The organism is Labrenzia sp. R5_0, assembly GCF_017743835.1.
In the GTDB taxonomy this organism is placed as follows: Bacteria; Pseudomonadota; Alphaproteobacteria; order Rhizobiales; family Stappiaceae; genus Roseibium; species Roseibium algicola.
In genome coordinates, this window is sequence record NZ_JAGHRK010000001.1 from 1,103,443 (window position 1) to 1,126,584 (window position 23,142).

Consider the following 23,142-nt stretch of genomic DNA (forward strand, 5'->3'; position numbering starts at 1 on the left):
GTTCCCTGTTCAACCGGATTCTTCAAGTCCGTTCTCCACACTCGTATGACTCATTTTCTGAATTAGAGTCTTCAGGTTATTGTTTTTAAACAGCTTTCAGAAAGCGCTCGTAATGCGCTTTTTTCAAAGCTGTCTAAAAAAGTTCTTGGAGCATACAAAAAAATCTGGTTACATCAAAAAAATTTTGATGGGAGTAAAAATCTTTGAGCAGTTCGACAGCACGTGCCGCTTCCGATGTCGATACAAAGGTTGGCGCGCTGATCCGTGCGCGGCGCCGGCAGCTGGGGTTCACCCTGCAACAGCTGAGCGACGCTTCGAACCTCTCGGTCGGGTATCTCAGTCAGGTTGAGCGCGATCACGCGACACCGACACTCGGATCTCTGGCGGGAATCGCCCGGGCACTCGGCGTCGGGCTGGATTATTTCGTGGCCCAGCCACGGGCCCAGGATGCACTGACCCGTGCCGCCACGCGGCCCAATTTCTCCATTTCCGGTTCCGCCGTAAGCTATGAGCGGCTGGCAACCGAGTTTCCAGGCAATCAGCTTTCTTCGTTCATTCTTACCGTGCCAACGGGATATGCCTCGGAAACGGTGAGCCACGAGGGCGAGGAGCTGATCTACATCCTGGAAGGGTCCATCACCCAGTACCTCGACGGCGAGGCGATGGTGATGACAGCTGGCGACAGCCTGCATTATCGGGGCAACACCCCGCATGCCTGGTCAAACCCGAACGATGCTCCGGCAAAGATTCTGTGGACCGGCACCCTCACGATTTTCAACGCCGGCGACGAGAAAACCAGCCGCATCGAGCTGGTGTCGCCTGACAAGAACGCGGTGAAGCCGAGCCGCGCCAAAAACAAGAACAAATCCTAACCCCTGACAGACGGAGACGAAGAAATGAAACTTTTAAGGACCGCGCTTCTGGCGGCCGCCCTGGCAATGCCGATGGCAATGCCTGCCGGTGCCGCGACACCGGACAACATTCTGGTGGTGGCGCAGAACATCGACGATATCGTCGCGATCGATCCTGCCCAGGCTTACGAGTTTTCCTCCGGCGAACTCGTGACCAATGTCTACGACCGACTTGTGCAATATGACGCCGAAGACCCAACAGTTCTGGCACCGGGCCTTGCTGCCGAATGGCAGGCTGACGCTGATGCCAAGACCATCACCTTCACCCTGCGCGACGGTGCGACGTTCCATTCCGGCAATCCGGTTCGCGCTGAAGACGTGGTGTTCTCCTTTGCCCGTGTCATCAAGCTGAACCTCACCCCGGCCTTCATCCTTGCCCAGCTTGGCTGGACGGCGGAAAATGTTGAGGACATGGTCACGGCCGACGGCAACAAGGTCGTTGTCAAATACGAAGGTGACTTCTCTCCGGCGTTCGCCCTCAACGTCCTGGCTGCCCGTCCGGCTTCCATCGTCGACGAAAAGACGGTGATGGAGCACGAGGAAGATGGCGACATGGGCAACAAGTGGCTCAATGCCAATTCCGCCGGTTCCGGTCCGTTCGAACTGCAAACCTACCGCGCTGGCGAACTGGTGCGTTACAAGTCCAATGCCGACTACTTCAAGGGCGCGCCGAAGGTTGAAGGCGTGATCATCCGTCACGTGGCCGAAGCCGCAACCCAGCAACTGCTGCTGCAGTCCGGTGATGTCGACATGGCCCGCAATCTGACGCCGGACCAGATCGCCGGCATGGAAGGCGACACCATCAAGGTGGAAACCTATCCGCAGGCAGCCGTCCACTTCCTGTCCTTCAACCAGAAGAAGGACGTGCTGCAGCCTGAAGCGGTGTGGGACGCGGCGCGTTACCTCGTCAATTACAAGGGTATGACCGACAGCTTCCTGAAGGGCCAGATGGAAATCCATCAGGCTTTCTGGCCGAAGGGCTTCCCGGGCTCCTATGACGAGACGCCTTACACCTACGATCCGGAAAAGGCCAAGCAGATCCTGGCGGATGCCGGCATCGAGACGCCGATCACGGTAACCCTAGACGTGATCAACTCCACCCCGTTCACGGACATGGCCCAGTCGCTGCAGGCAAGCTTTGCCGAAGCCGGGATCAATTTCGACATCATCCCGGGCACCGGTTCGCAGGTTATCACCAAGTACCGCGAGCGCAGCCATGAAGCGATGTTGCTCTATTGGGGCCCGGACTTCATGGACCCGCACTCCAACGCAAAGGCCTTTGCCTATAACAGCGACAACTCCGACGACAACTACCAGGCAACCACCACGTGGCGGAATGCCTGGGCTGTTCCGGCCGAGATGAACGACATGACCAAGGCTGCCTTGGCCGAGAGCGATGCGGAAAAACGCAACGGGATGTATGTCGAACTGCAGAAGGAAGTTCAGGCCAAGTCGCCGATCGTGATCATGTTCCAGGCAGCCTATCAGGTCGCGATGGACCAGAAGGTCGAAGGTTACGTCAACGGTGCAACGTCCGACTTCGTCTACTATCGTCTGGTAACGAAAAACTGACGCCAGAAACCAGGCCGTCCCGGTTTCCGGGGCGGCTTTTTTGTTTGCTGACACAGCACACTGACTGACCAACCCCTCCGGAGTTTCCTGAAATGTCTTCCCTTTCCGATCAGCGCCTTGCCGCTTTGCGCGAGCGGATGTCTGCGACCGGGACCGACCTTGTGGCCATCGGTCCGTCCAGTCACATGATGTATCTGGCTGGTCTCGACCCCCATGGCGACGAACGGCCGGTGATGCTTCTGGTTTCCAGGAGCCATGCGGGCTTTCTGATGCCGGCGCTCAATGTCGACAGCTCACGCCAGAAGACGCACTTGCCTTTCTTCCCCTGGCGTGACGACGATGGACCGGATGCCGCGCTTGCCACATTGCTGGAAGCCTCCGGACTTCCTCAATCGCCAAGTGTCGTCATTGACGAAACCATGCGTGCCGATTTTGCCCTTCTGTTGCTGGACGCGCTTCCGGGGGCTTCTCGCCGGTTTACGGATGACACGGTCGGCTTCCTGCGTGCTCGAAAGGAAGAGGACGAATACCGCCGTCTTAAAGCCAGTGCCGTTCTGAACGACACTGCCGCCATGGCGGGCTTCGACGTCCTGACACCCGGCATCACGGAACTTGAGATCGCTGCCGTCATCCGGGACGTTTACAAGCAGGCAGGCGCGACCCCGGTGTTCACCTCGGTCTGTTTCGGTGGAAACGGCGCTTTTCCGCATCATCACACTGGCGAAACACAGCTGAAAGCCGGGGATGCCGTGCTGATCGACACCGGTGGACGTCTCGAGGGATACCCGTCCGACATGACCCGTGTTGGCTTCTTCGGAACGCCTACGGCGGAATTTGAGAAGGTCCACGCCATCGTCAACATGGCTGTGGAAGCAGCGCTTGCCGCTGCAAAGCCTGGGGTCTTGGCAAAATCAATCGACAAGGCGGCTCGGGATGTCATTGCAGATGCGGGCTATGGTGACTTTTTCACACACCGGACCGGCCACGGCCTCGGAATAGACATACATGAACCGCCATATTTGACGGCGACCTCCGAAACCGTACTGGACGAGGGCATGGTGTTCTCGATCGAACCCGGCATCTATCTCCCCGGCCAATTCGGCCTGCGTCTTGAGGAAATCGTCATCTTGCGGAAAGACGGCGCGGAAATCCTCTCGGACCTGCCGCGTGCGGCGGTCGTAAGGTGAGGGTACTCCAGTAAACGGACACGAAGCCGTTTTGGGAAACGAGGTCGGATTGTGGTTCCTTCGCCCTTGAAGGAACTTGAAAATCTTATACAGATTCGCGGCAAGACCTGCCTTGAAGCGGGGCTTGCCACGAAACGTGACCGCGAGACCCGAAACGGATTCATGCTCGAAGTAATTGAACTGGACATTCCCGAGGTCAAGATTCTCCGGCCGAAGAGGCATGGTGACAGCCGTGGTTTCTTCTCCGAAACCTACAACAAAGCGCTTCTTTCCGACGCCGGAATAGACATCGATTTCGTCCAGGACAATCATGCCTACTCTGCGGAAAAGGGAACCGTCCGCGGTCTGCATTACCAGACGCCGCCGTTCGCGCAGGACAAGCTGGTGCGTGTCGTGCGCGGTGCGATACTGGATATCGCTGTGGATCTGCGGCAAGGGTCTCCGACTTACGGCAAACATGTCTCGTCCGTCATTTCCGCGGAAAACGGTGATCAGATCCTGGTTCCGATCGGATTTGCCCACGGGCTGGTGACCCTGGAGGCGCACACGGAGGTTCTCTACAAGGTCTCGCATTATTATGCTCCGGAGCATGACCGGGGCATCGTGTGGAACGATCCCGATCTGGACATTGATTGGCGAATACCCGAAGCCGATGCCATCCTGTCGCAAAAGGATCAGAAACTCCCACGCCTTGCCGATGCTGCCAGCTGTTTCACGTACCCGGAGGCCAGAGAACGATGAAAGTTCTTGTCACGGGGGGCGCCGGCTTTATCGGTTCGGCGCTCGTGCGAAAGCTGGTGTCGCAAGGCCTGGCAGAAGTCGTCACCGTGGATGCCCTGACATATGCCGGTAACCTAGCGTCACTGGCGCCAGTCATGGAAGAACACCGCCACCGGTTCGTGCAGGCAGACATCCGGGACGGGGAGGCAATGGCCGGTCTGCTGGAGGCAGAGGCACCCGACGCTGTCATGCATCTGGCGGCTGAAAGTCACGTCGACCGGTCGATTGATGGCCCGGCTGCCTTTATCGATACAAATATCGTGGGCACCTACACCTTGTTGGAGGCGGTGAGGGGGTATTGGTCAGGCTTGCCGGTGTCTCGAAAGGAAGCCTTTCGCTTTCATCATGTTTCCACCGATGAAGTCTATGGCAGTCTCGGTCCGACAGGGGCCTTCAAGGAAACGACCGCATACGCGCCGAATTCTCCTTATTCCGCATCAAAGGCGGCGTCGGATCACTTGGTCAGGGCTTGGCACCATACGTATGGATTGCCGGTGGTCACCACCAATTGTTCCAACAATTACGGGCCTTACCAGTTTCCGGAAAAACTGATCCCGTTGATGATCCTGAACGGCCTGGAGGAAAAGCCTCTGCCGGTCTATGGCGCGGGAGCAAATATCCGTGACTGGCTACATGTCGAAGATCATGCGGATGCGTTGTGGCTGGTCTTGACGCGTGGCACTCCGGGCCAAGTTTACAACATCGGCGGTGACGCAGAGCGTCGAAACATCGATGTAGTCCATTTGATCTGCGATCTGCTGGATGAAGCGGTGCCTGGAGGAAAACCCCGGCGAGAATTGATCGAGTTCGTGACAGACCGTCCCGGCCACGATGCGCGCTATGCGATGGACATTTCGCGGATCGCTGCCGAACTCGACTGGCGACCCGGATATTCATTCGAAAATGGATTGCGCCAGACGTTGGACTGGTACCTTGCCAATCGCAGCTGGTGGGAGGCGATCCGTAGCGGTCAATATAGGGGTGACAGGCTGGGACTTGGTGCAAATGGTGTTTCAAGTGCAACTGCCGGTGTTCCATGACCCGTGTTCTGCTTACGGGAGCCAATGGCCAACTCGGTTATGAAGTCATTCGGCAAGCCCGGGCACTTGATCTTGATGTCGTGGCTCTCGACAGGTCGACACTCGACATAACAGATCGCAAAGCCGTGGCGGAAATCGTCCAGAACTTGGCACCCGACCTGATCATCAATGCGGCTGCATACACTGCAGTTGACCGTGCCGAGACCGACCGGCAGGCCGCCTTTGCGGTCAACCGCGACGGAGCCCGCAATCTTGCGGAAGTTGCCGAACGGCGTGGTGCCGTCTTGATACATTTCTCCACGGACTACGTATTCGACGGGGCAAAGTCGCAGCCTTATGTGGAAGAAGATACAGTCGGCCCGTTAGGCGTATATGGCGAAAGCAAGGAGGCCGGTGAGGCCGCCGTCCGCACAGTCTCAGAACGTCACCTGATCCTGCGCACGTCCTGGGTGTACGGTGTGCATGGTGCGAACTTTGTTCGGACGATGCTGAGGCTCGCACGGGAGAAGGATGAAATTCGGGTGGTCACTGACCAGACAGGATGCCCGACATATGCCGCTGACCTGGCTGAAATCGCATTGCAACTATCCGTACAGGTCCTGAAAGGCGATTTTCCGAAGGATGGATACGGAACATTTCATTGTGCCGGACAGGGGCAAGTGAGCTGGCATGGGTTCGCATCCAAGATATTCGAACTGGCCGGGGAACGATTGTGCAAACAGCCGCAGCTTATTGGCATTCCGGCGTCGGAATTTCCAACGCTTGCAAATCGGCCGGCGAACTCGGCGCTTGATTGCTCTAAACTGTCACGTGTCCACGGCCTTTCCGCCAGGGACTGGCAAGTGGCACTGTCCGACATGCTTGACCGCCTGTATCTAAACGCCTGATATCTTGCGGGCAAGCAATTGGAACTGGAGTTGGACAATGAAAGGCATCGTGCTGGCGGGCGGAAGCGGAACGCGTCTCTTCCCGGTAACAAGGTGTATTTCCAAGCAATTGCTGCCTGTCTACGACAAGCCGATGATCTACTATCCGTTGAGTGTTCTGATGCTTGCCGGGATAAGAGATCTCCTGATCATCACAACTCCACGCGATGCCATGGCTTTTCAGAGCCTTCTGGAAGACGGCGCGCGCTGGGGCATCAACATCAGCTATGCAGTTCAACCTGAACCGGCCGGCATCGCGCAGGCGTTCCTGATCGGAGAGGAGTTTCTGGCTGGACAGGAATGTGCGCTGATCCTGGGAGACAACCTTTACTACGGTCATGGTCTGACGGAAATTCTTGCGCGAGCTTCAGCGCGCAAGTCCGGAGCGACCCTGTTCGGATACGAGGTGGCGGAGCCGGAACGATATGGTGTCATCTCGTTCGACCCGTCGGGGAAGCCCGCTGCAGTGGAAGAAAAGCCGAAATCGCCCCGGTCTTCCTGGGCGGTAACAGGGCTTTACTTCTATGACAAGGACGTCGCCGCCATTGCTTCCGATATACGTCCGAGTGCGCGCGGTGAACTTGAAATCACGGATGTGAACGCCCGGTACCTGGAGCGCGGAGACCTGCATGTTGAACAACTGGGGCGCGGATTTGCCTGGTTCGACATGGGGACACATGACAGTCTCATCGAATCCGCGACCTTCGTGCAGGCCATCGAGAAAAGACAGGGCCACCGCATCGCCGTTCCGGAAGAAATTGCGTTCAAGAACGGTTGGATTACTGTGAATGATCTGGAACGGCTGAGCGAAGAATATTCCAGCAGCGGATATGGGAAATACTTGGGAAAAATAGTCTCCGGGCACTCTAACTCATAAATTAATTTTTCCGTGCGGAGGAAAATTGAAAATCTTGTCTAATAATAATCTATTTGATTTACGGGCTAATAAATTCTGTCGAAGGTTATACGAAGCTTTTCTCTCGCCACGAATATTTGTAGCTGCTTGCTGGTGGTACGTCGTTGGTAAAAGGCAGCGTTCCCGAAACCGATTCCGACTGGTATTCAGCGCTACAAGTATTCAAGGCAAGAATCTTCGTGTCGGACCACATATCTGCTTTGCACAAGCAAACCCGTCTATATCAGAACGAGAAGAGATGCAGCAGGAAGTTGCCGGTTGGGATAATCCTCCAGTGATCTCAATCGCGATGCCAGTCTATAATACAGATCTGGCTCAGTTGCGAGATGCCATCCAATCCGTGAAGAAGCAGATATATCCGCATTGGGAGTTGTGCGTTGCTGACGACTGCTCAACGGATCCTGCCGTTCAAGAGGCTCTCAAGGAATTTGAAGAAAGCGACGGGCGCATCAAAGTCGTTTACCGGAAGGAAAACGGACATATCTGCAGAGCCTCAAATTCTGCCATAGATATAGCGACGGGTCCTTACATTGCATTCATGGACCATGATGACCTGCTACCAGTTCATGCCCTTTATTATGTTGCCAGAGAAATTCTGCAATTTCCTGAGGCAGATTTCATCTACTCGGATGAAGATAAAATCCGGAAGGAAGGCTGGCTTACCGATCCACACTTCAAGCCGGACTGGAATCTGGAACTTTTTCTAACCCAGAACTACGTCAATCACCTCAGTGTATACAGGGCTTCAATAGTCAGGGATGTTGGAGGTTTTCGACCAGGTTTCGAGGGAAGTCAGGATCATGATCTAGCGCTCCGGGTGGTTGCTCGGATTGACGAGAAAAATATTCGTCATATTCCGAAAATTCTCTACCATTGGCGATGCTTCTCCGGTTCGGGATCTTTTTCCGATCGCTGGATGCAGCAAGCCATAGAAGCGCGTCAGCGCGCCGTACGTGAATATTTTAAGGACAATCACCCGGAAGCACCGGTGTCGGTAACGAATGGCCCTTCAGGGTGCAACAGGATCGTTAGGGAGCTTCCGAGCCCGGTTCCGCACGTAACAATCATTATTCCAACCCGTGACCGCACAGAATTTGTAAAGGCCTGTGTCTTCAGTTTGTTTGATAAAACAGACTATCCACGTTTTGACGTTATCATCGTGGATAATGACAGTGTGGAAGTGGAGTTAAAAGAATATCTGAGTGAAGTAACAGAAAAGCACCCTGTAACTGTTTTGCCGTATTCAGGTGAGTTTAATTATTCGGCCATGAATAATTTTGCTGTTGAACATGCTTCCGGTTCAGTTGTTGTGCTCTTGAACAATGACACTCAAGTTATTTCTTCTGAATGGCTTCGGGAGATGGTGTCCTATGCAGTGCTACCTCATATCGGGGCTGTTGGGGCGAAACTCCTTTATGCCAACGGTTCGGTTCAACATGCTGGTGTGATCGTGGGCGTGGGAGGTATCGCAAATCACGCTTTTCAATTTTATCAAGGCGGCGATATCGGCTACCAGAACAGATTACAGCTTCCGCAATATTTTCTCGCAGTTACCGCCGCTTGCATGGTTGTTGAAAAGGAAAAATACCAAAAATGTGGAGGTTTGGACGATAAAGACCTAAAAGTTGCGTACAATGATGTTGATTTTTGCCTAAGGCTATCAAGAGATCTTGGGTTGAAGAATGTATACACTCCATATGCCCAATTATTTCATCATGAGTCTGTTTCGCGTGGCCAGGATATTTCGCCGGAGAAGGTGGCAAGATTCGAGCATGAGTCGATGACCATGAGGCAGCGCTGGGGTGATATCATGCAACGGGACCCTTATTATAATGAAAACTTCTCGCATCATAATGCGTATTTTCAGTATAAATATGAATAATTACATAGTTCTTCTGGAGGGTGTTTGTGAGAGGTGAAGAGAGTAATCTAAAGAATGACGGGTTTACTGTTTTAAATGGTTCTCAGTCACACTCGGATGAGTACGCAACGCTAATCTGCGTTGGTGTGGCCCGCAGTGGCACTTCTCTTATTGGAGCTGTTTTGCGACAGTTCGGCATTTTTCTTGGTGAGAAAGCAGATCCGGCTGTTTTTGAAGACACTGTATTGTCAAATGCTTTGGAAGCTGGCGACTGGGTTCGTTTCGATCAAATTATTGAGAACTACAATAAAGAGCACAAGGTATGGGGGTTCAAGCGGCCCGAAGCGTTTGGTCTGCTTGCGCAGAAGTTGAACAAATTCAGGAACCCTCGCCTGATTGTAATACTGAGAGATCCTGCATCGATTGCAAAACGCAACGAAATCTCCATGCATACCGACTTTCTGGAGCAACTGAAAAGAGCGGCTGAACGGACGTTGGATCTCGTACACTTCGTCGAGTCAATCGAAGTGCCGATACTTGTAATTAGCTATGAAAAAGCTCTATCGGACCCTAATTGTCTTGTAGAGAAACTTGCCAAGTTTTGTGGAATTAAACTCGATGAAGGTTTAAGGACTGAGGCGCTTGCTGTAATTGAAAACGGGCCAGAGCTTTATTTGCAGAGTTCTCGGGTCCGGTACGAAGGTCAATTTTTCGGAGTTATTGACGGGGTAGCTCAAGGTTGGGCCCGAAGGCTTCCTGGTGATTTTGCATGTTCGATCGAGATTCGCTCTGGAGGCGAGATAATCGGGGCAGGGACATCCAGCCATTTCAAGGTAGATCTTCCCGAAGAAATTAGGGCGAGAGCGTTCTCCATTCCGTTGGAAAAATTGGGCGACGGTACAGAGATCGAGGCTCGAATATCAGGGACTACTGTAAAACTATAGTGGAAAGGATCGCGAATTAATCACTTTGTTTCATGTCGATACCAAAGCGGTATCCTCACTTAAGGAAGTTCTCGTTGAATTATCCAAACACGCCGACCAGAAGGCTTTCTGTTCTCTTCCGGCAATTTCATTGCGCTCATGAACGGGTGTGAGCGATCCGACGAGATCCTGAAAGTTCCGTTCAATCGATAGCGACAGCAGGTTGTCCACCCAGGTTCGAACGCTGTTTTTCCAGACCAGGCCCACGCGGTTGACACGAACGAAGTCAGCATAGGCCCAGCTGTCGCTGTACACACCAACGCCTCCACAAACGGCATGTTCTGCCAGCTTGTTCGCGGATCGGGCATCGTTGAAGCTCGAAGGTATTACCGGGTAGAGAAGAACGTCAAACCTGTGTTTGAAAAGGCGCTTGCGATAGAAATACCAGTCGAGGTGCCTCAAAACCCGTAGCTTGGGGTGCGTTGATAGCTGCGGCGGTACATCGTGATCTCCAACGATTGTCAGTTCGACATTTGCGCCTGTCGCCAACAGGTTTTCAAATACCTCAAGGACGAATTTTCGATCGGCGGCGTGGCTGGCAGTTCCCAGGTAGCCAATCCTGAGCGGTGCATCTGCCGGCAGGTCTTGAAAACACCAGTCCGTCGAAAGTGCTTCTGACCAAAACGGATCGAGCATTTTGACCTGAAATCCTTGTTGCTCGTAGACCTCGAACAAGGCAGACGAAGGGACAACAATCGTGTCGGCTGCAGTTGCCAGCTTGTTGTGCTGCCCATTGCGAAGGCTTAACAAACGTTGCCGGTAAATTTCAGGCAGTGACACATCGTGGTCGGCTGCCCATAAATTGTCATCGATCACGTAATAGAGCCGTTTTGTCTTTTCATTCAAAAGACGCTCGACGACGCCTGGATGATCACGACGGCAGACGACAACGGCATCACGGGTGGAAAACGAATTGATACCTTCGCGCTGCAAGCTCCGCTCGCGGTTGGAATTCAGAAAATAGATGTCTGTCGTTGGAATGGTTTTGAACGAAGAACACAGATTACGCGCGAGGACGCTGTAGCAATAGTAAAAATCATCAGACGACTTTCTCGAAAATTTTGTCGCTATTCTCATCAAAAAAATACTCGGAATATTCGAATACGAACTGGTAGCTATGATTACTCGGAATACAGCATAATCAGGTGCCAGTTCCGTGCCGTGGCCGCAAGCTGCCATACGTTGTCACGGTAGGTAAGTTTACGCATAGCGTGCATCCGACGGCAAGCAACTGCGGGAAGCGAAAATGACAGACTGTGATACTTCTGGGTGAAACGTTGGAATGCTGAACGGCAAACGCAATGCGGCGCTGGATGGAGTTCCAGCCGCATACTCGTTCAAAATCTGCAAAATATTTGGGGAAGTTTGTGTTGGTCGGGCAGGCCGGATTTGAACCGACGACCCCTTCACCCCCAGTGAAGTGCGCTACCAGGCTGCGCTACTGCCCGAACGGACCCTACCTAGCTTGTTCGCATGCCAAGCGCAAGCAGGTTGTTGCGCTTCTTTGGAGGCTTTTCCAGACATCTGTTACTTGCGGTATGGGAAGGCGGGAACCGGTCGTGCAGGGCGGCCATGGCCGAGCTTTTCAGCGGCAATCAAGCCCCAGGCCAGGCCGTACAGCATATACATGTGCCGCCAGTGGTCGGTGTCGATGATCACCGACAGGATAAGATGCGCGGTAAACACCGCGAAGACGGACTGGGTGAAGGCGGTCCACGGGCGGGCTTTGAACAGGAGCGGCACCAGCGCACAGAACGTCCATAGCGCCATCAGAATGTAGATCGAGCCGCCGAGCCAGCCGTAGGTCGTGTATCCTTTCAGATAGACGTTGTGTTCGTCTTCCGGGAAATACTTGTTGAACTCCAGCGGGCCGAGCCCGAGCGGGTGTTCCATCACCAGCTGAAAGCCGAGCGAGTAGCGGGCGAAACGGCCAAGGCGGGCACCGTCGTAGGATTGAACGAGCTTTGCACGTTCGGCGAACATGTCGGCGACCGTATCGACCGAAAGTGCCGCACCGATCAGTGCGAAGACCGCAAGAATGCCGATTACGCCGAGAAGCACCAGACGTGCCCGGCGGGCAGCGGCCTTTTCGGTGACGAGCGCCAGGAAATAGACCAGCAGCACCGATGCCGACAGCACACCCCACGCGCCGCGTGAAAAACTCAGGAAGACGCCGAGCAGCAGGACGGCAAGCGGCACCAAAAGGTGCAGGTTACGCAGCACCGATTGCCGGAGCAGCTTCTGGACCAGAAGCACCGTAGGCAGCACAAGGAACGGACCGAACACGTTGGGGTCCTGGAAAGTGCCACGGGCTCGATCGTAGAGCGTGAAATAGGACGCGCCGGGGAAAAGCTGAAAGTAACCGGCAATGCCTATGGCAGCCACAAGCACGGCGCTGGCGATATAGCCGCTCTGGATGACCCTGAACCTGCCAGGGTCTTCCGCGATAATCGCAGCATAGAAGATTGCGGTGATTGCCAGAAAGCCGGAAACGGCGATGTACATGATGGCATCACCCATCTCCTTGGCCATGGGAATGGAAGCGACGCCGCCTGCAATGTAAAGCATCAGGCAGATGATCAGCGGACCGAATTCACGACGAAGTTTCAGGCCGCAGGCAAGCCAGACGACCGAAAGCAGTGCCATGTAGAGTTCGTAAGGTGCAGGCTCCTCGATTACGAACCCGGACAGAAAGGCTGCAAGCCACAGTGCGCCGTTGCCCAGGCTCCTGGCCTGAAGACCGATGGGCGCGCGTGCATGAGGCGTGCCGCCAAAATGGTCGGTCGCAAGGCTCAATAGGCGTTCTCCGTATTGAGCAACCGGAAGGGCGTCTGGATCAGAATTTTCAGGTCGAACAGGATCGACCAGTTCTCGATGTAGTAGACATCGCACTCCACGCGCTTCTGGATCTTTTCCGGTGTATCGACTTCACCGCGCCAGCCGTTGATCTGCGCATAGCCGGTCACGCCCGGCTTGACCTTGTGCCGTGCGAAGTAACCGTCAACGACGTCGTCCCAGGTCTTGTTGTTGGTATGGGCGTTGACAGCATGCGGGCGAGGTCCGACGAGCGACAGGCTGCCGCCGAGAACGTTGAAAAGCTGCGGTAATTCATCGATCGAAGTCTTGCGGATGAAGCGACCGACCCTGGTTACGCGGGGATCGCCCTTGGTCACCACCTTCTTGGCGTCCGGATCGGCCATTTCCGTGTACATGGACCGAAATTTCAGAACTTCGATGATCTCGTTGTTGAAGCCGTAGCGTTTCTGCCTGAACAGGATCGGTCCCTTGCTGTCCAGCTTCACGGCGATGGCAGCGGCGATCATGACCGGCAGCAGCGTGATGATGGCGAGCGAAGCGAAGACAAGGTCGAAGATCCGCTTGGCCACCATGTCCCAATCGGCTATCGGCTTTTCGACCACGTCGACAAATGGGACCGTTCCGATGAAGCTCGATCCGCGGTTACGAAAGCGAACCTTGTCGGTGTGGGCAGAAAGGCGGATGTCGACCGGCAGAACCCAGAGTTTTTTCAAAAGCTCCAGCACCCTTTGCTCTGCGCGCAAGGGAATGCACACAATGAGCATGTCGATGCGTGCCAGACGGGCGAATTCCACCAGCGCGCTGATGTTGCCGAGTTTCGGATAGCCGGCCACCACTGGCGGCGAACGTTCGTTGTTCCGGTCATCGAAAATACCGCAAATGCGGATGTCGTTGTCCGCCTGGGCTTCCAGGTCGTGGATCAGTTCCTGGGCGGCCGTGCCGCCACCGACGATGATCGCGCGCCGTTCCAGACGACCGGATTTCATCCAGTGACGCACCAGCCGATAGACAATGAAGCGTGACAGGCAAAGGCCGGTCAGGCTTATCGCGAACCAGGCGCCGATCCAGGCATCTGACAGTTCCGTGCCGATGCCTGTTGTAGTCCGCAGAAGCGCGAACATGGCGAACACGAGCGTCCAGCCGGCGGCAACGCGTCCGATCTGCGACAGACCCTGGCGCATGACCGGAACCTGATAGACGTCTGCGGCCTGAAAAAAGGCGAGCGCAAACAGGATGGCGGCGCCAGTAACAAACAGGTTGCCAAGTCCGAAACTAGCCGTTTCGGGACTGGTAAAGACTGCGAACAAGGCCGTACCAGCGATCAGAAGTACATCCGTCAGACGCACCATACCGGTGAGAACGGTAACGGAAACGCCCTTGCCGCCTAAGCCTTGAGCAATTTCAAAGGCATCGGCGGAAAGGCTGGTGTTGGCCGCGGACAGAACCTCGACGTTACTTTGGCCCGTCGCGCCATGAACGGTATGTCTGAAATGCTTTTCCAATCTGTGCCCCAAAGCGGATGTCCCGCCTGGAACAGGCTTCGGTTCGACCGCATCAGAGGGTTTAAAAACTGGGGTATTCATTATCGGTTGCTCGATCTGGCAAGAACAGTCTGCGCACGCGGCACGGCTGAGACACTATCAGCTTGGGCCGGTGTCGAGCTATCGGTCGGGGCGATGCCCTGGATTTCCTGGTAGAGGGTGGTGATTCTGTCGTTCATGAGGTCGACCGAGAAAGTCTCAGCAAGGCAGCTGCGCAGGTTTTTTGCCTGCTGAGCCATCTTGGCGGGGTCTGCAAGTGCTTCTTCCATGGCCGTGGTCAGTTTGCCGATATGGCCAGGTTCCACCAGCCGATTGGCATAGCGGCCAAATATTTCCGGAATGCCGCCGACGCGTGTTGCGATCAGCGGACGTTCTGCTGCCACGGTCTCCAGGATGATATAGGGCATGGCTTCGGCGCGTGAGGGTACAACGACGTTCCTGGCAAGCTTGAAAGCTTCACGAGCGGGAAGGGCACCATGGAACGTGATTGCGCCGTCGAGCCCCAGCTTCCTCACCATGTTCCGATACCGCTCTTCGTCCGGGCCTTCACCAACGATGTGAGCCTTGGGCGCGGTGCCGTTCTTCAGGCGAATGTTGTAAAGCGCTTCAATGAAAAGGTCTGGTCCCTTCAGGTCTCGCAACATCCCGATATAAAGGAAATCGGCGGCTGATTCATCCACCGGAACGGGGGTGAATTCGTCTGGTGTCAGCCCGTTGTAGACAATGCGCGATCGGGCTTTCGTGTGACCGACCTTGCTTTCGTAGGCTGCGGCTTCATAGTCGGACACAAAGATCAGCCCGTCGGTCAGGCGGCCAAGAAGCCGTTCCAGCGTGTGGTAGACCCGGCCTTCAAAGCGATTGGGATCATAGTGCAGGCTGCCGCCATGAGGGCAATAGACACGGGCGGCTTTCTGGCCGCGCAGGCGCAGAACACTACCGATCAGGCGCGCATAGGCGCCACCTTTTGCCCCGTGTCCATGCAGGATGTCGGGTTTCAGGTCCCGGATGTGCTTGTAAAGGGAAACAGTTGCCGTCAGATCCTGTACGGTCAGCTGCCGTTGCATGGGAAAGCGTGCAATACCAAGAGCTAGCCTCGGCTTCAGCTCTTCAAGAAGCTGATTGTCGAAAGCACTGCCCGTGTTGCTGTCACATACGAGGCCGACATCGTGTCCCGCTTCCGACTGGCAGATGGCCAGATCCCGGATATGGCGGAAAATGCCGCCAATGGGCGAGCGCACGCAATGCACGATCCGCATGGGGGTCGTTGTCATGATGCAGTATCCCTGTTGCTACCCCCAGGTTTCTTGTCGAACCTGTGGGGCACTGAAACTGCACCCTAACAAAGGGAGGTGAGTCCACAGTTAACTTGGCGGGACCCTAAAAATAACGCTCACGGACGTAAATTGTATCACCGGGACGCACCGGGTCCGAAATGGGCACACGGCCGTTTAGAATTTCACCGTTGAGCTGTCGGGTGATATCCACATCTGACTGCAGCGCCCGCGAACTGAAACCGCCTGCTGTTGCGATGGCGTTTTGAACGGTCATGCCGGCAACGTAATTATATTGGCCTGCATTTTGCACTTCACCCATGACGAAGATCGGACGATAGGTATCGACCTCCACCGAGACGTCCGGATCGCGGATATAGCCCTGACGCAGCTTGGCCGAAATTTCGGATGCCAAGCCTTGCTGGGTCTTGCCGCGCGCAGCGACGCTGCCGACCAGCGGGAAAGAAATATATCCTGCTTGATCAACGACATAAGTATTGGACAGGTCATCCTGGCCGAACACGATAATGCGCAGCTTATCGCTTGAGTCCAAGCGATAAGGCTGGGTCAGTGTTTCGTGAAACGCTGTCGGCGGCTGTCTGTACCCGCTGCATGCAGCAAGGCCCAGGCACAAGCCCAGGACAACAAGCGCTCTCGTTCGCATCAACGACTCTCCTACAATTCGGAGACAGGATCGCGCTTTATGGTTAATTGAGGGTGAAGAGGAAAAAAGACCTGTCCGGCACCCTGTCAAATTTGCGCATGCATTAATTAACAGGGCGACCCCGGAGACTGTAACCAGCTTAACCGAACGCTTACCATAATTCGACATAGTTTGCCGGTATCTTGGAGTTTCAAAAGATGAATGCTGAGCGGCAGACACATTCCGAAGACGATATGGCGCTGGATCTGGGTGGTCTGTTGCGGACGATCGGTCGATCCCTGGGCTGGCTTGTTCCACTCACGCTCTTCGTCACCGTTGTCGTCTTTCTGGGGCTCCAGTTCGTAGCGCCCAAATACAAGGGCGAAGCGCGCCTCATCATCGAGAGCACGGACAATCTGCCCGGTGCATCGCGAGGGCAGGAAGAAGAGCGAGCCCTGCTCGATAGCGAAGGTGTTGTCAGCCAGGTTCAACTGCTCAAGTCCGCTGATCTGGCGCGTCGTGTCGCGAACAAGCTCAACCTTGCTGCGATCCCGGAGTTCGATGCCAACGACGATGGCAGCCTCGTCAATCTCCTGCTGTCTCTGGTCGGGTTCGGAAACGAAACCGAAGGCAATAGCGAGGAAGAGCGGGTCCTCAAGCATTATTACGAGAATCTGGAAATCTACCGGTTGGAGGGATCCCGCGTGATCGCGGTGGACTACACCGCCGAAAGTCCGGTTCTGGCGGCCAAGGTCGCCAATACGATTGTTGATGAGTATCTGTCGGTTCAATCCAGCGCAAAACGGCAGACGACCGAGCAGGCCTCCGCTGCGCTGGAGCCTCAGATTGTCGAATTGCGCCGGGAAGTTCAGGCAGCCCGGCAGGCGGTATCGGATTTTCGCGCCCGGGCCGACCTTTTGATCGGCGCTGACAATATCCCGCTCAACCAGCAGCAACTTGCCGAAACGAGTACCGCTTACTCCGACGCCCAGTCCTCCAAGGCCGAGGCGCAGGCCAAAGCCGACCTCATTCGCGAGTTGTTGAATTCAGGCGGTTCTCTCGAGACTGCCAGCGATGTGCTGAATTCCGCACTCATTCAGCGTCTGAGGGAGCGTCAGGTCGAAATTCAGTCCAATATTGCCGAACTCTCAATCACACTGTTGCCCAACCACCCGCAACTGAAGGCGCTTCAATCTCAGCTTGGTGATTACGACCGGCAAATCCGATCGGAAGCACGCAAGATCCTGCAGGGACTGGAAAACGATGCGAAGGTGCAAGACCAGCGCGCAAAAGCACTTGGGGCACGCCTTGAGGAGCTGAAGACGGCAGCGGCAAAATCCAACGCCGATCAGGCACGGCTCGCGGAACTGGAGCGCGAAGCCAATGCCAAGGCGGCGCAACTTGACCAGCTTCTTCTCAGTTTCCAGGAAGCTGATTCCCGCTTGCGTGCACAGGTTCTGCCTGCCGATGCCAGGATCATTTCCCGTGCCAGCGTGCCGGTAGAACCGGATTCGCCCAAAATCATTGCCAGCACCATCATTGCTGCGCTTGTCACCTTTATTCTCGGATGTGCCTTTGTGCTCATGCGCGAATTTCTGAACGGCAATGCGCTCTATCGGATGCAGGATGGTTCGTCCGAAGGGCAGCGTGTCGCACCGCGCATGGATGAGCGGCCGCAATCAGGTCCTCAGGATACCGTGCGGGCTGAAAACCCAGGCTGGGGCGGCGGCTACGGTCAGACCGTTGCCAGCTACAGGATCGATCCCGGCGAGTGGAGCAAAGCCGACACGCTTCGCGACGCTGAACCAAGCGTCCCTGAAACAGCCGTTAACATTGATGAACCAGCCGAAGAAACGGTTCCTGAGCAGGCCCCGGAACCACAACCCCAGCCCCAGGCCTCGGAAAAGACACAGCGGCCAAAGGGACGCATCGGGATCCTGTCCGGCAAGCTTCGTGGTCGCAAAAAGAAGACCGGCTACGATCACGATGTCAGCCCGGACTGGGTGGGGGACATGCGGGGTTCGAAGGAAGCCGAAGCAGAGGTGCCAGGCGCGGAAGTTGCTCCTGTTCCTGTGGTTTCAGCCAGCAAGACAAGTAGGCAAGCAAAGCGGGAAGAGCAGCTCAAGACAACGCACGCGGACGATGTCGAAGCGGCGGGACGCGTTGTCGTTCTCAGCGTCGATGATGAGGCCCTGTCTCACGAGCTCGCTTTCGACCTGATCCGGAAGGCGGCCGGACGTGGCAAGTCTTCTCTCATCATGGAAGTCTTTCCCGATCAGACCAACCTGAAGGGGGCCGAAGGGTTCTCCGACATCGTCGCCGGAACGGCGCCTTTCGCCAAAGTGGTCTATCGCGATGCCGGATCAAAGGCGCATATCATTGAGGCCGGGCGGGTTGAGATCACGGACGAAATGGTGAACTCGGAACGTTTCAAGCTGGCTCTTGAGGCAATCAAGTCGACCTATGAAACTGTGGTTGTCGATCTTGGCGCCATCGATGGGTCGCTGGCGAGTGCCCGTATGTTGAGTTTCGCGGACAGGGTATTGATTGCAGCATCGGCGCCAGACCACGGCCACGAACTGCAAAGTGCGGCCAATCTTCTGGCACATAACACAGGCGCGAAGGTCGAAGTCGTGATTTCTGGTGGAACCGGACCGGGGCCGCGCAGAAACGGTGACGGGCACGCCGCCTGAGGAAGATGTTGGCGACAGTTGGTCGCCAACTGTCTAACTGTTGCCGGAAAAACCAGCTTTCATCTTGCGCAAACGCCGGATCAGCGGCCACAGGATCGATGAATTGCGGATGCAGGATTTGGCTTTCAGCCTTGCGGCTTCCAGACGCATGCGGAGAGCCCCTTTCCAGGTCATCGCCAAAAGGCTGTCCTTCAAAGGCACTGGTTCTGCCCACGTGGTCTTGTAGCGTTCCTCGCCTAGGCCGAGGTCCAGTGTGTCGATGGTCGGATCACAGCACGCCCGTTCGATGATTTCCTTGATCAGGACCAGCCCTGGACTGTTGGGCAGCATGTCGTCATGAGCAACGCTGTTGCTGTAGGCATAAAGCGTCTTGCCATGCTGGGCGCACAGATAGGTGGCCCTGATCCGGTCTCCCGCTTCCAGGTACCAGAGATCCAGGGGACGAGCGCCGTGATCTTGCGCGCTGCCCGCTGCCACCAGTCCAACCACGCTGGACAGGAACGTCTTCGCTGGGGGCGCCGAAAAAACATTCGGAATGCCCGCTTCCCTTGCCCTGACAGAGCGTTGTTCAAGAAAGGCATCAAAGCCACGTTGCCTGTCGACAGGGGAGGTGGCTTTGGCAATCGTGTAATTACCGGCTGCCTGAAGATGTCGTTCCTTGCGAAGCAGGTTCTTGCGTGAGGACTTGCTGTGTGTGTCGTTGAACAACTGTCCGAAATCGGAGGGCAGAGCGCGGGCGAAAACAGGGCTCGGGCTTGACGTTGCTCCTTTGAAAACGAGCGGATGGTCTCGCCCTAGCCAGGTCTCCGGAACGTTTTCAAACTTGAGGAGATCAGCATCGACCTCTTTGCAGACGGCAGACAGGTGGCTTTTCATCTCGTCTGCCGTGGCACCTTGATAGAAATCGGCGTGCCAGAGGCCCGTATTCTGGTTGCCGTTCTGGTGGCCGAGAAACGTCAGCGCAGAGATGCCAGCAGACCGTTCAAGTTGCAGTGGCAGCAGAAAAACCGCCTGACCGCGACACCGTCCGACAACGATCACCGGCGTGCAATTCAGGCTCTGGCCGACTGTCTCGAACCAGCTGCAAAGCCAGCCAGGAGACTGGTATGGATTACTGTGCAGCACATCCTTTAGTTGTTGCCAGTCAGCCTGTGCTTCGCTAAGCCTCGTGAATATGGACAATTCAAGGTCTGTTGAGGACACGGTGCTCACCTCGCACCAGGGCGCGTGAAAGACAGGCTGAAACGGTTATTGAAAATCGGATAAACCATTTTGAACAAACATGAAGGAAAGACAGGACGTCGCGCTGGCAGATCAAGCTAAGTCTCGATAGATTTAGCAATAATTGTTAAAGAAACCGTGCCTAACTGGCACATTCTAGCAAGGTGGGCATTTCGGCCACATGGGCATGCGGCACAAGACGGTAACAAGCGCATTCAGTGTACTTAAGGGAACGGGGCTCGGCCGTATGCTGGCACCGTTTACCCAGGGCTGTGGTGCCGTGTTTATGATGCACCATGTCCGGTCGGCCCGCTCCGATGCTTTCCAGCCGAACCGTCACCTGGAAATCACGCCCGAATTTCTGAAGCTCGCGGTCGAGCGGATTAGGGCAAACGGCTATGAAATCATATCGATGGATGAAGCCGTCGACCTGCTCAAGTCCGGTTACGGGCACCGCCGTTATGCGGTTCTGACTTTCGATGACGGGTACCGGGACAATCTGTCTGTCGCCTATCCGATATTGAAGGAACTGGAAGCTCCTTTCACCGTGTTCGTCACAACCGGGCTGATCGACCGGACCAGCGAACTGTGGTGGCTGGCCCTTGAGAAGATCATCGCAGACAACGATGAAGTGGTCTTCACAGCGGCAGGCAATTCAGCCGGCATCCCGTGCAGAACACTTGCAGAAAAAAACGCGTGTTTCGAAAAGATCGTCGATCATCTGACACTGGAGGTCGGCGAAGGTGATCAGCGCAAGATCATCCGGGCGCTTGCTGAAAGATACGGCGTCGACCTGAAAGCCCTGGCGGACGCGCAGATGATGACGTGGGACGAGACCCGCCAACTGGCTGATGATCCACTGGTTACCATTGGTGCCCACACCCACGATCATTTTGCCATGGCGCGGTTGAACGCAGATGCCGCCTGTGAAGATGTGACCAGGGGCCTTGAGCGGCTGGAGAAAGAACTCGGCCGCAGGCCGAAGCACTTTGCCTATCCGTATGGAAAATCACACGCGGTTACACCGCGCGATGCGGATATCTTGCGGGAAATCGGCTTCGCCTCGTCTGTGACGACGCTTCCCGGTGTCCTTCAATCCGTCAACGCGCGCGACCCGATGATGCTGCCACGCGTCTCCCTGAACGGCCGGTTTCAAGACCCGGCTGTTGTCGACCAGTATCTGACGGGGGCGCCCTTTGCGCTTTACCGGGTTGCCCGGTGGGCCGCCAACGGGTTTGGTGTCAGGTCCGGCTTTTCCCGCCTCTTTCCATCCACCAGATAATCGCGCCTGCCGGGATGACCCAGGCCAGACCTGCGATGCCGAAGTAGATGAAGCGGACCAGGTTCGAGGACTGCTGCAATGTCAGGTCGCCGATCACCATCGCGGTGAGGGCGTAGACCACCACAAAAACAACCAGCAGCACCATGCCGATAAACTTGCGAAACGAGGGAACCATTGTCGGGCGTGTCCGTTGACCGTGTGTGAATCCGCGCGATGAGGGACCTTTTGCCGCAAAACGTCCCGGACCGCTTGCCGTCTTGCTCCTGCACCTATATCTCCGCAAGCCAAAGGTCAAACTCACGATAAGAATTTCCGGAAGCGGCTCATGATTGCGATTGCAGAAGGTGTGAAGAACGAACAGATGCTTCCGGCCAAATTGCAGAGATTGCGACAGAACAGGGCCCTGATCCGATGGTGGCTCTACTTCGTTTGTGCGCTGATCCTGGCCATGGTCGTCGTCGGCGGAGCGACGCGTCTTACCGAATCCGGGCTGTCAATCACCGAGTGGAAACCCATCCACGGCGTCATTCCCCCGCTCAGCGAAGCGGAGTGGGAAGAGGAGCTGGAGAAATATCGCCAGATTCCGGAATATCAGCTCATCAACAAAGGCATGAGCCTTGACGAGTTCAAGTTCATCTTCTGGTGGGAATGGGCGCACCGGTTGCTGGGGCGCTTCATTGGTGTTGCGTTTTTTGTTCCCATGGTGGCGTTCTGGGCAACCGGCAGGATAGAGCCCTGGCTGAAGCCGAGATTGCTTGTCGGCCTGGCACTTGGCGGTTTGCAGGGCTTTGTCGGCTGGTGGATGGTGGCATCCGGTCTGGTGGACAGGGTGGATGTCAGTCAGTACCGGCTGGCCACACACCTGACGCTCGCACTCTTCATTTTTGCCTATCTTTTCTGGATTGCCCGGCGGCTGAGCCCCTTGCCCGAACCCGAAATTCAGGAGCAGGAGCGGCTCGCAGGGCTGGGCAAACTGGTTCTTTTCCTTGTCTTTGTTCAGATGTTCCTGGGAGGTCTCGTCGCCGGGCTGAATGCCGGCTTGACCTTCAATACATGGCCACTCATGGATGGCCAGTTCATTCCGCGCGGCATGCTTGCCATCCAGCCTATCTGGCTGAATTTCTTTGAAAACGTGATGACGGTTCAATTCCAGCATCGCATGACGGCCTATGTGCTGGTGTTCACCGGTGTGGCGCTGGCCTGGAGTACCTTCCGCGTGAGCCGCCGCAAGGAGCTGCGCCGGGCAGGCGCCCATGTTGGGGGCTTCCTGTTGCTGCAGGCGATCTTCGGCATTCTGACGTTGCTGTGGCACGTGCCGCTGTCCATCGCTCTGGTGCATCAGGGCTTCGCGGTTATCGTCCTGGCGGCTGCGGTTGACTATGTGGCCATGCTGAAAGGGCCTTTCGCCATTCGCAGCTAGGCTCCGGAAATCTCAACTGTTGGGGAAACGGGCAGCCGCGTGGAAGCACCTCGCTCCGAACGCCGCAGCTCTCCCATC

Annotated in this window: 19 protein-coding genes and 1 tRNA gene; 12 read left to right on the forward strand and 8 right to left on the reverse strand. The window is 55.7% G+C overall.

Annotation, left to right across the window (positions count from 1 at the left end):
* The first annotated feature begins 203 nt into the window (after window positions 1-203).
* From J7447_RS05100 to J7447_RS05140, 9 genes are all read left to right on the forward strand, one after another.
* Window positions 204-872 (forward strand): cupin domain-containing protein, encoded by a 669-nt coding sequence (locus J7447_RS05100; protein WP_209168977.1) that lies wholly within the window; start codon window positions 204-206, stop codon window positions 870-872.
* A gap of 24 nt (window positions 873-896) precedes the next feature.
* A complete protein-coding gene (locus tag J7447_RS05105) occupies window positions 897-2,483 on the forward strand; it encodes an ABC transporter substrate-binding protein (RefSeq protein WP_077290250.1) in 1,587 nt (528 codons plus the stop codon).
* Between the two features lie 92 nt (window positions 2,484-2,575).
* Window positions 2,576-3,670, forward strand: a complete 1,095-nt coding sequence (locus J7447_RS05110; RefSeq protein WP_209168978.1) for a M24 family metallopeptidase — start codon at window positions 2,576-2,578, stop codon at window positions 3,668-3,670.
* Window positions 3,671-3,832: 162 nt separating this feature from the next.
* The gene (rfbC, locus tag J7447_RS05115; protein ID WP_209168979.1) at window positions 3,833-4,411 is read left to right on the forward strand and encodes a dTDP-4-dehydrorhamnose 3,5-epimerase; all 579 of its coding nucleotides are present in this window, start codon (window positions 3,833-3,835) and stop codon (window positions 4,409-4,411) included.
* Entirely contained in the window at window positions 4,408-5,490 is a 1,083-nt protein-coding gene (gene rfbB / locus J7447_RS05120) for a dTDP-glucose 4,6-dehydratase (RefSeq protein WP_209168980.1), read from the forward strand. The genes rfbC and rfbB overlap by 4 nt, the downstream gene beginning before the upstream one ends.
* A complete protein-coding gene (gene rfbD, locus J7447_RS05125) occupies window positions 5,487-6,377 on the forward strand; it encodes a dTDP-4-dehydrorhamnose reductase (RefSeq protein ID WP_209168981.1) in 891 nt (296 codons plus the stop codon). Before rfbB ends, rfbD begins: the two co-directional genes overlap by 4 nt.
* 37 nt (window positions 6,378-6,414) lie before the next feature.
* Complete coding sequence (gene rfbA, locus J7447_RS05130; protein WP_209168982.1) at window positions 6,415-7,293, forward strand: glucose-1-phosphate thymidylyltransferase RfbA; 879 nt, start codon at window positions 6,415-6,417, stop codon at window positions 7,291-7,293.
* A 277-nt stretch (window positions 7,294-7,570) separates the two neighbouring features.
* Window positions 7,571-9,214 carry a glycosyltransferase gene (locus J7447_RS05135; protein WP_209168983.1) on the forward strand — a complete coding sequence of 548 codons (1,644 nt, stop codon included), beginning with the start codon at window positions 7,571-7,573 and terminating at the stop codon, window positions 9,212-9,214.
* A 26-nt stretch (window positions 9,215-9,240) separates the two neighbouring features.
* Window positions 9,241-10,137 (forward strand): hypothetical protein, encoded by an 897-nt coding sequence (locus J7447_RS05140; protein WP_209168984.1) that lies wholly within the window; start codon window positions 9,241-9,243, stop codon window positions 10,135-10,137.
* Between the two features lie 30 nt (window positions 10,138-10,167).
* Here J7447_RS05140 and J7447_RS05145 read toward each other — a convergent pair whose 3' ends face one another.
* The 6 genes from J7447_RS05145 to J7447_RS05170 form a co-directional block, all read right to left on the reverse strand.
* The gene (locus J7447_RS05145; RefSeq protein ID WP_209168985.1) at window positions 10,168-11,253 is read right to left on the reverse strand and encodes a hypothetical protein; all 1,086 of its coding nucleotides are present in this window, start codon (window positions 11,251-11,253) and stop codon (window positions 10,168-10,170) included.
* Between the two features lie 294 nt (window positions 11,254-11,547).
* Window positions 11,548-11,624 (reverse strand) — tRNA-Pro (locus J7447_RS05150).
* A gap of 79 nt (window positions 11,625-11,703) precedes the next feature.
* Window positions 11,704-12,972, reverse strand: coding sequence for an O-antigen ligase family protein (locus J7447_RS05155; RefSeq protein WP_209168986.1), 1,269 nt, complete (start codon window positions 12,970-12,972; stop codon window positions 11,704-11,706).
* Window positions 12,969-14,576, reverse strand: a complete 1,608-nt coding sequence (locus J7447_RS05160) for an undecaprenyl-phosphate glucose phosphotransferase (RefSeq protein WP_286188933.1) — start codon at window positions 14,574-14,576, stop codon at window positions 12,969-12,971. Before J7447_RS05160 ends, J7447_RS05155 begins: the two co-directional genes overlap by 4 nt.
* Complete coding sequence (locus J7447_RS05165; RefSeq protein WP_286188934.1) at window positions 14,576-15,805, reverse strand: glycosyltransferase family 4 protein; 1,230 nt, start codon at window positions 15,803-15,805, stop codon at window positions 14,576-14,578. Before J7447_RS05165 ends, J7447_RS05160 begins: the two co-directional genes overlap by 1 nt.
* 106 nt (window positions 15,806-15,911) lie before the next feature.
* The gene (locus J7447_RS05170) at window positions 15,912-16,469 is read right to left on the reverse strand and encodes a polysaccharide biosynthesis/export family protein (RefSeq protein ID WP_023003844.1); all 558 of its coding nucleotides are present in this window, start codon (window positions 16,467-16,469) and stop codon (window positions 15,912-15,914) included.
* A 197-nt stretch (window positions 16,470-16,666) separates the two neighbouring features.
* Here J7447_RS05170 and J7447_RS05175 point away from each other — a divergent pair, with 197 nt between their 5' ends.
* Window positions 16,667-19,141, forward strand: coding sequence for an exopolysaccharide transport family protein (locus tag J7447_RS05175; RefSeq protein WP_209168987.1), 2,475 nt, complete (start codon window positions 16,667-16,669; stop codon window positions 19,139-19,141).
* A 33-nt stretch (window positions 19,142-19,174) separates the two neighbouring features.
* Here J7447_RS05175 and J7447_RS05180 read toward each other — a convergent pair whose 3' ends face one another.
* Complete coding sequence (locus J7447_RS05180; RefSeq protein ID WP_209168988.1) at window positions 19,175-20,344, reverse strand: GNAT family N-acetyltransferase; 1,170 nt, start codon at window positions 20,342-20,344, stop codon at window positions 19,175-19,177.
* 205 nt (window positions 20,345-20,549) lie between these two features.
* Between J7447_RS05180 and J7447_RS05185 the strand changes: the two genes are divergently transcribed.
* A complete protein-coding gene (locus tag J7447_RS05185) occupies window positions 20,550-21,644 on the forward strand; it encodes a polysaccharide deacetylase family protein (RefSeq protein ID WP_209168989.1) in 1,095 nt (364 codons plus the stop codon).
* Here J7447_RS05185 and J7447_RS05190 read toward each other — a convergent pair.
* On the reverse strand, window positions 21,604-21,819 hold the full coding sequence (locus tag J7447_RS05190; RefSeq protein WP_023003848.1) for a DUF2842 domain-containing protein: 216 nt from the start codon (window positions 21,817-21,819) through the stop codon (window positions 21,604-21,606). The genes J7447_RS05185 and J7447_RS05190 overlap by 41 nt on opposite strands.
* 150 nt (window positions 21,820-21,969) lie before the next feature.
* Between J7447_RS05190 and J7447_RS05195 the strand changes: the two genes are divergently transcribed.
* Window positions 21,970-23,064 carry a COX15/CtaA family protein gene (locus J7447_RS05195; protein WP_075281493.1) on the forward strand — a complete coding sequence of 365 codons (1,095 nt, stop codon included), beginning with the start codon at window positions 21,970-21,972 and terminating at the stop codon, window positions 23,062-23,064.
* Window positions 23,065-23,142 lie beyond the last annotated feature (78 nt).

Coding starts and splice junctions, on each gene's coding strand:
- J7447_RS05105 (WP_077290250.1), top strand. CDS start 897: ATGAAACTTTTAAGGACCGCGCTTCTGGCGGCCGCCCTGGCAATGCCG.
- J7447_RS05110 (WP_209168978.1), top strand. CDS start 2,576: ATGTCTTCCCTTTCCGATCAGCGCCTTGCCGCTTTGCGCGAGCGGATG.
- rfbC (WP_209168979.1), top strand. CDS start 3,833: ATGCTCGAAGTAATTGAACTGGACATTCCCGAGGTCAAGATTCTCCGG.
- rfbB (WP_209168980.1), top strand. CDS start 4,408: ATGAAAGTTCTTGTCACGGGGGGCGCCGGCTTTATCGGTTCGGCGCTC.
- rfbD (WP_209168981.1), top strand. CDS start 5,487: ATGACCCGTGTTCTGCTTACGGGAGCCAATGGCCAACTCGGTTATGAA.
- rfbA (WP_209168982.1), top strand. CDS start 6,415: ATGAAAGGCATCGTGCTGGCGGGCGGAAGCGGAACGCGTCTCTTCCCG.
- J7447_RS05135 (WP_209168983.1), top strand. CDS start 7,571: ATGCAGCAGGAAGTTGCCGGTTGGGATAATCCTCCAGTGATCTCAATC.
- J7447_RS05145 (WP_209168985.1), bottom strand. CDS start 11,253: ATGAGAATAGCGACAAAATTTTCGAGAAAGTCGTCTGATGATTTTTAC.
- J7447_RS05160 (WP_286188933.1), bottom strand. CDS start 14,576: ATGAATACCCCAGTTTTTAAACCCTCTGATGCGGTCGAACCGAAGCCT.
- J7447_RS05165 (WP_286188934.1), bottom strand. CDS start 15,805: ATGACAACGACCCCCATGCGGATCGTGCATTGCGTGCGCTCGCCCATT.
- J7447_RS05170 (WP_023003844.1), bottom strand. CDS start 16,469: ATGCGAACGAGAGCGCTTGTTGTCCTGGGCTTGTGCCTGGGCCTTGCT.
- J7447_RS05175 (WP_209168987.1), top strand. CDS start 16,667: ATGAATGCTGAGCGGCAGACACATTCCGAAGACGATATGGCGCTGGAT.
- J7447_RS05185 (WP_209168989.1), top strand. CDS start 20,550: ATGCGGCACAAGACGGTAACAAGCGCATTCAGTGTACTTAAGGGAACG.
- J7447_RS05190 (WP_023003848.1), bottom strand. CDS start 21,819: ATGGTTCCCTCGTTTCGCAAGTTTATCGGCATGGTGCTGCTGGTTGTT.
- J7447_RS05195 (WP_075281493.1), top strand. CDS start 21,970: ATGATTGCGATTGCAGAAGGTGTGAAGAACGAACAGATGCTTCCGGCC.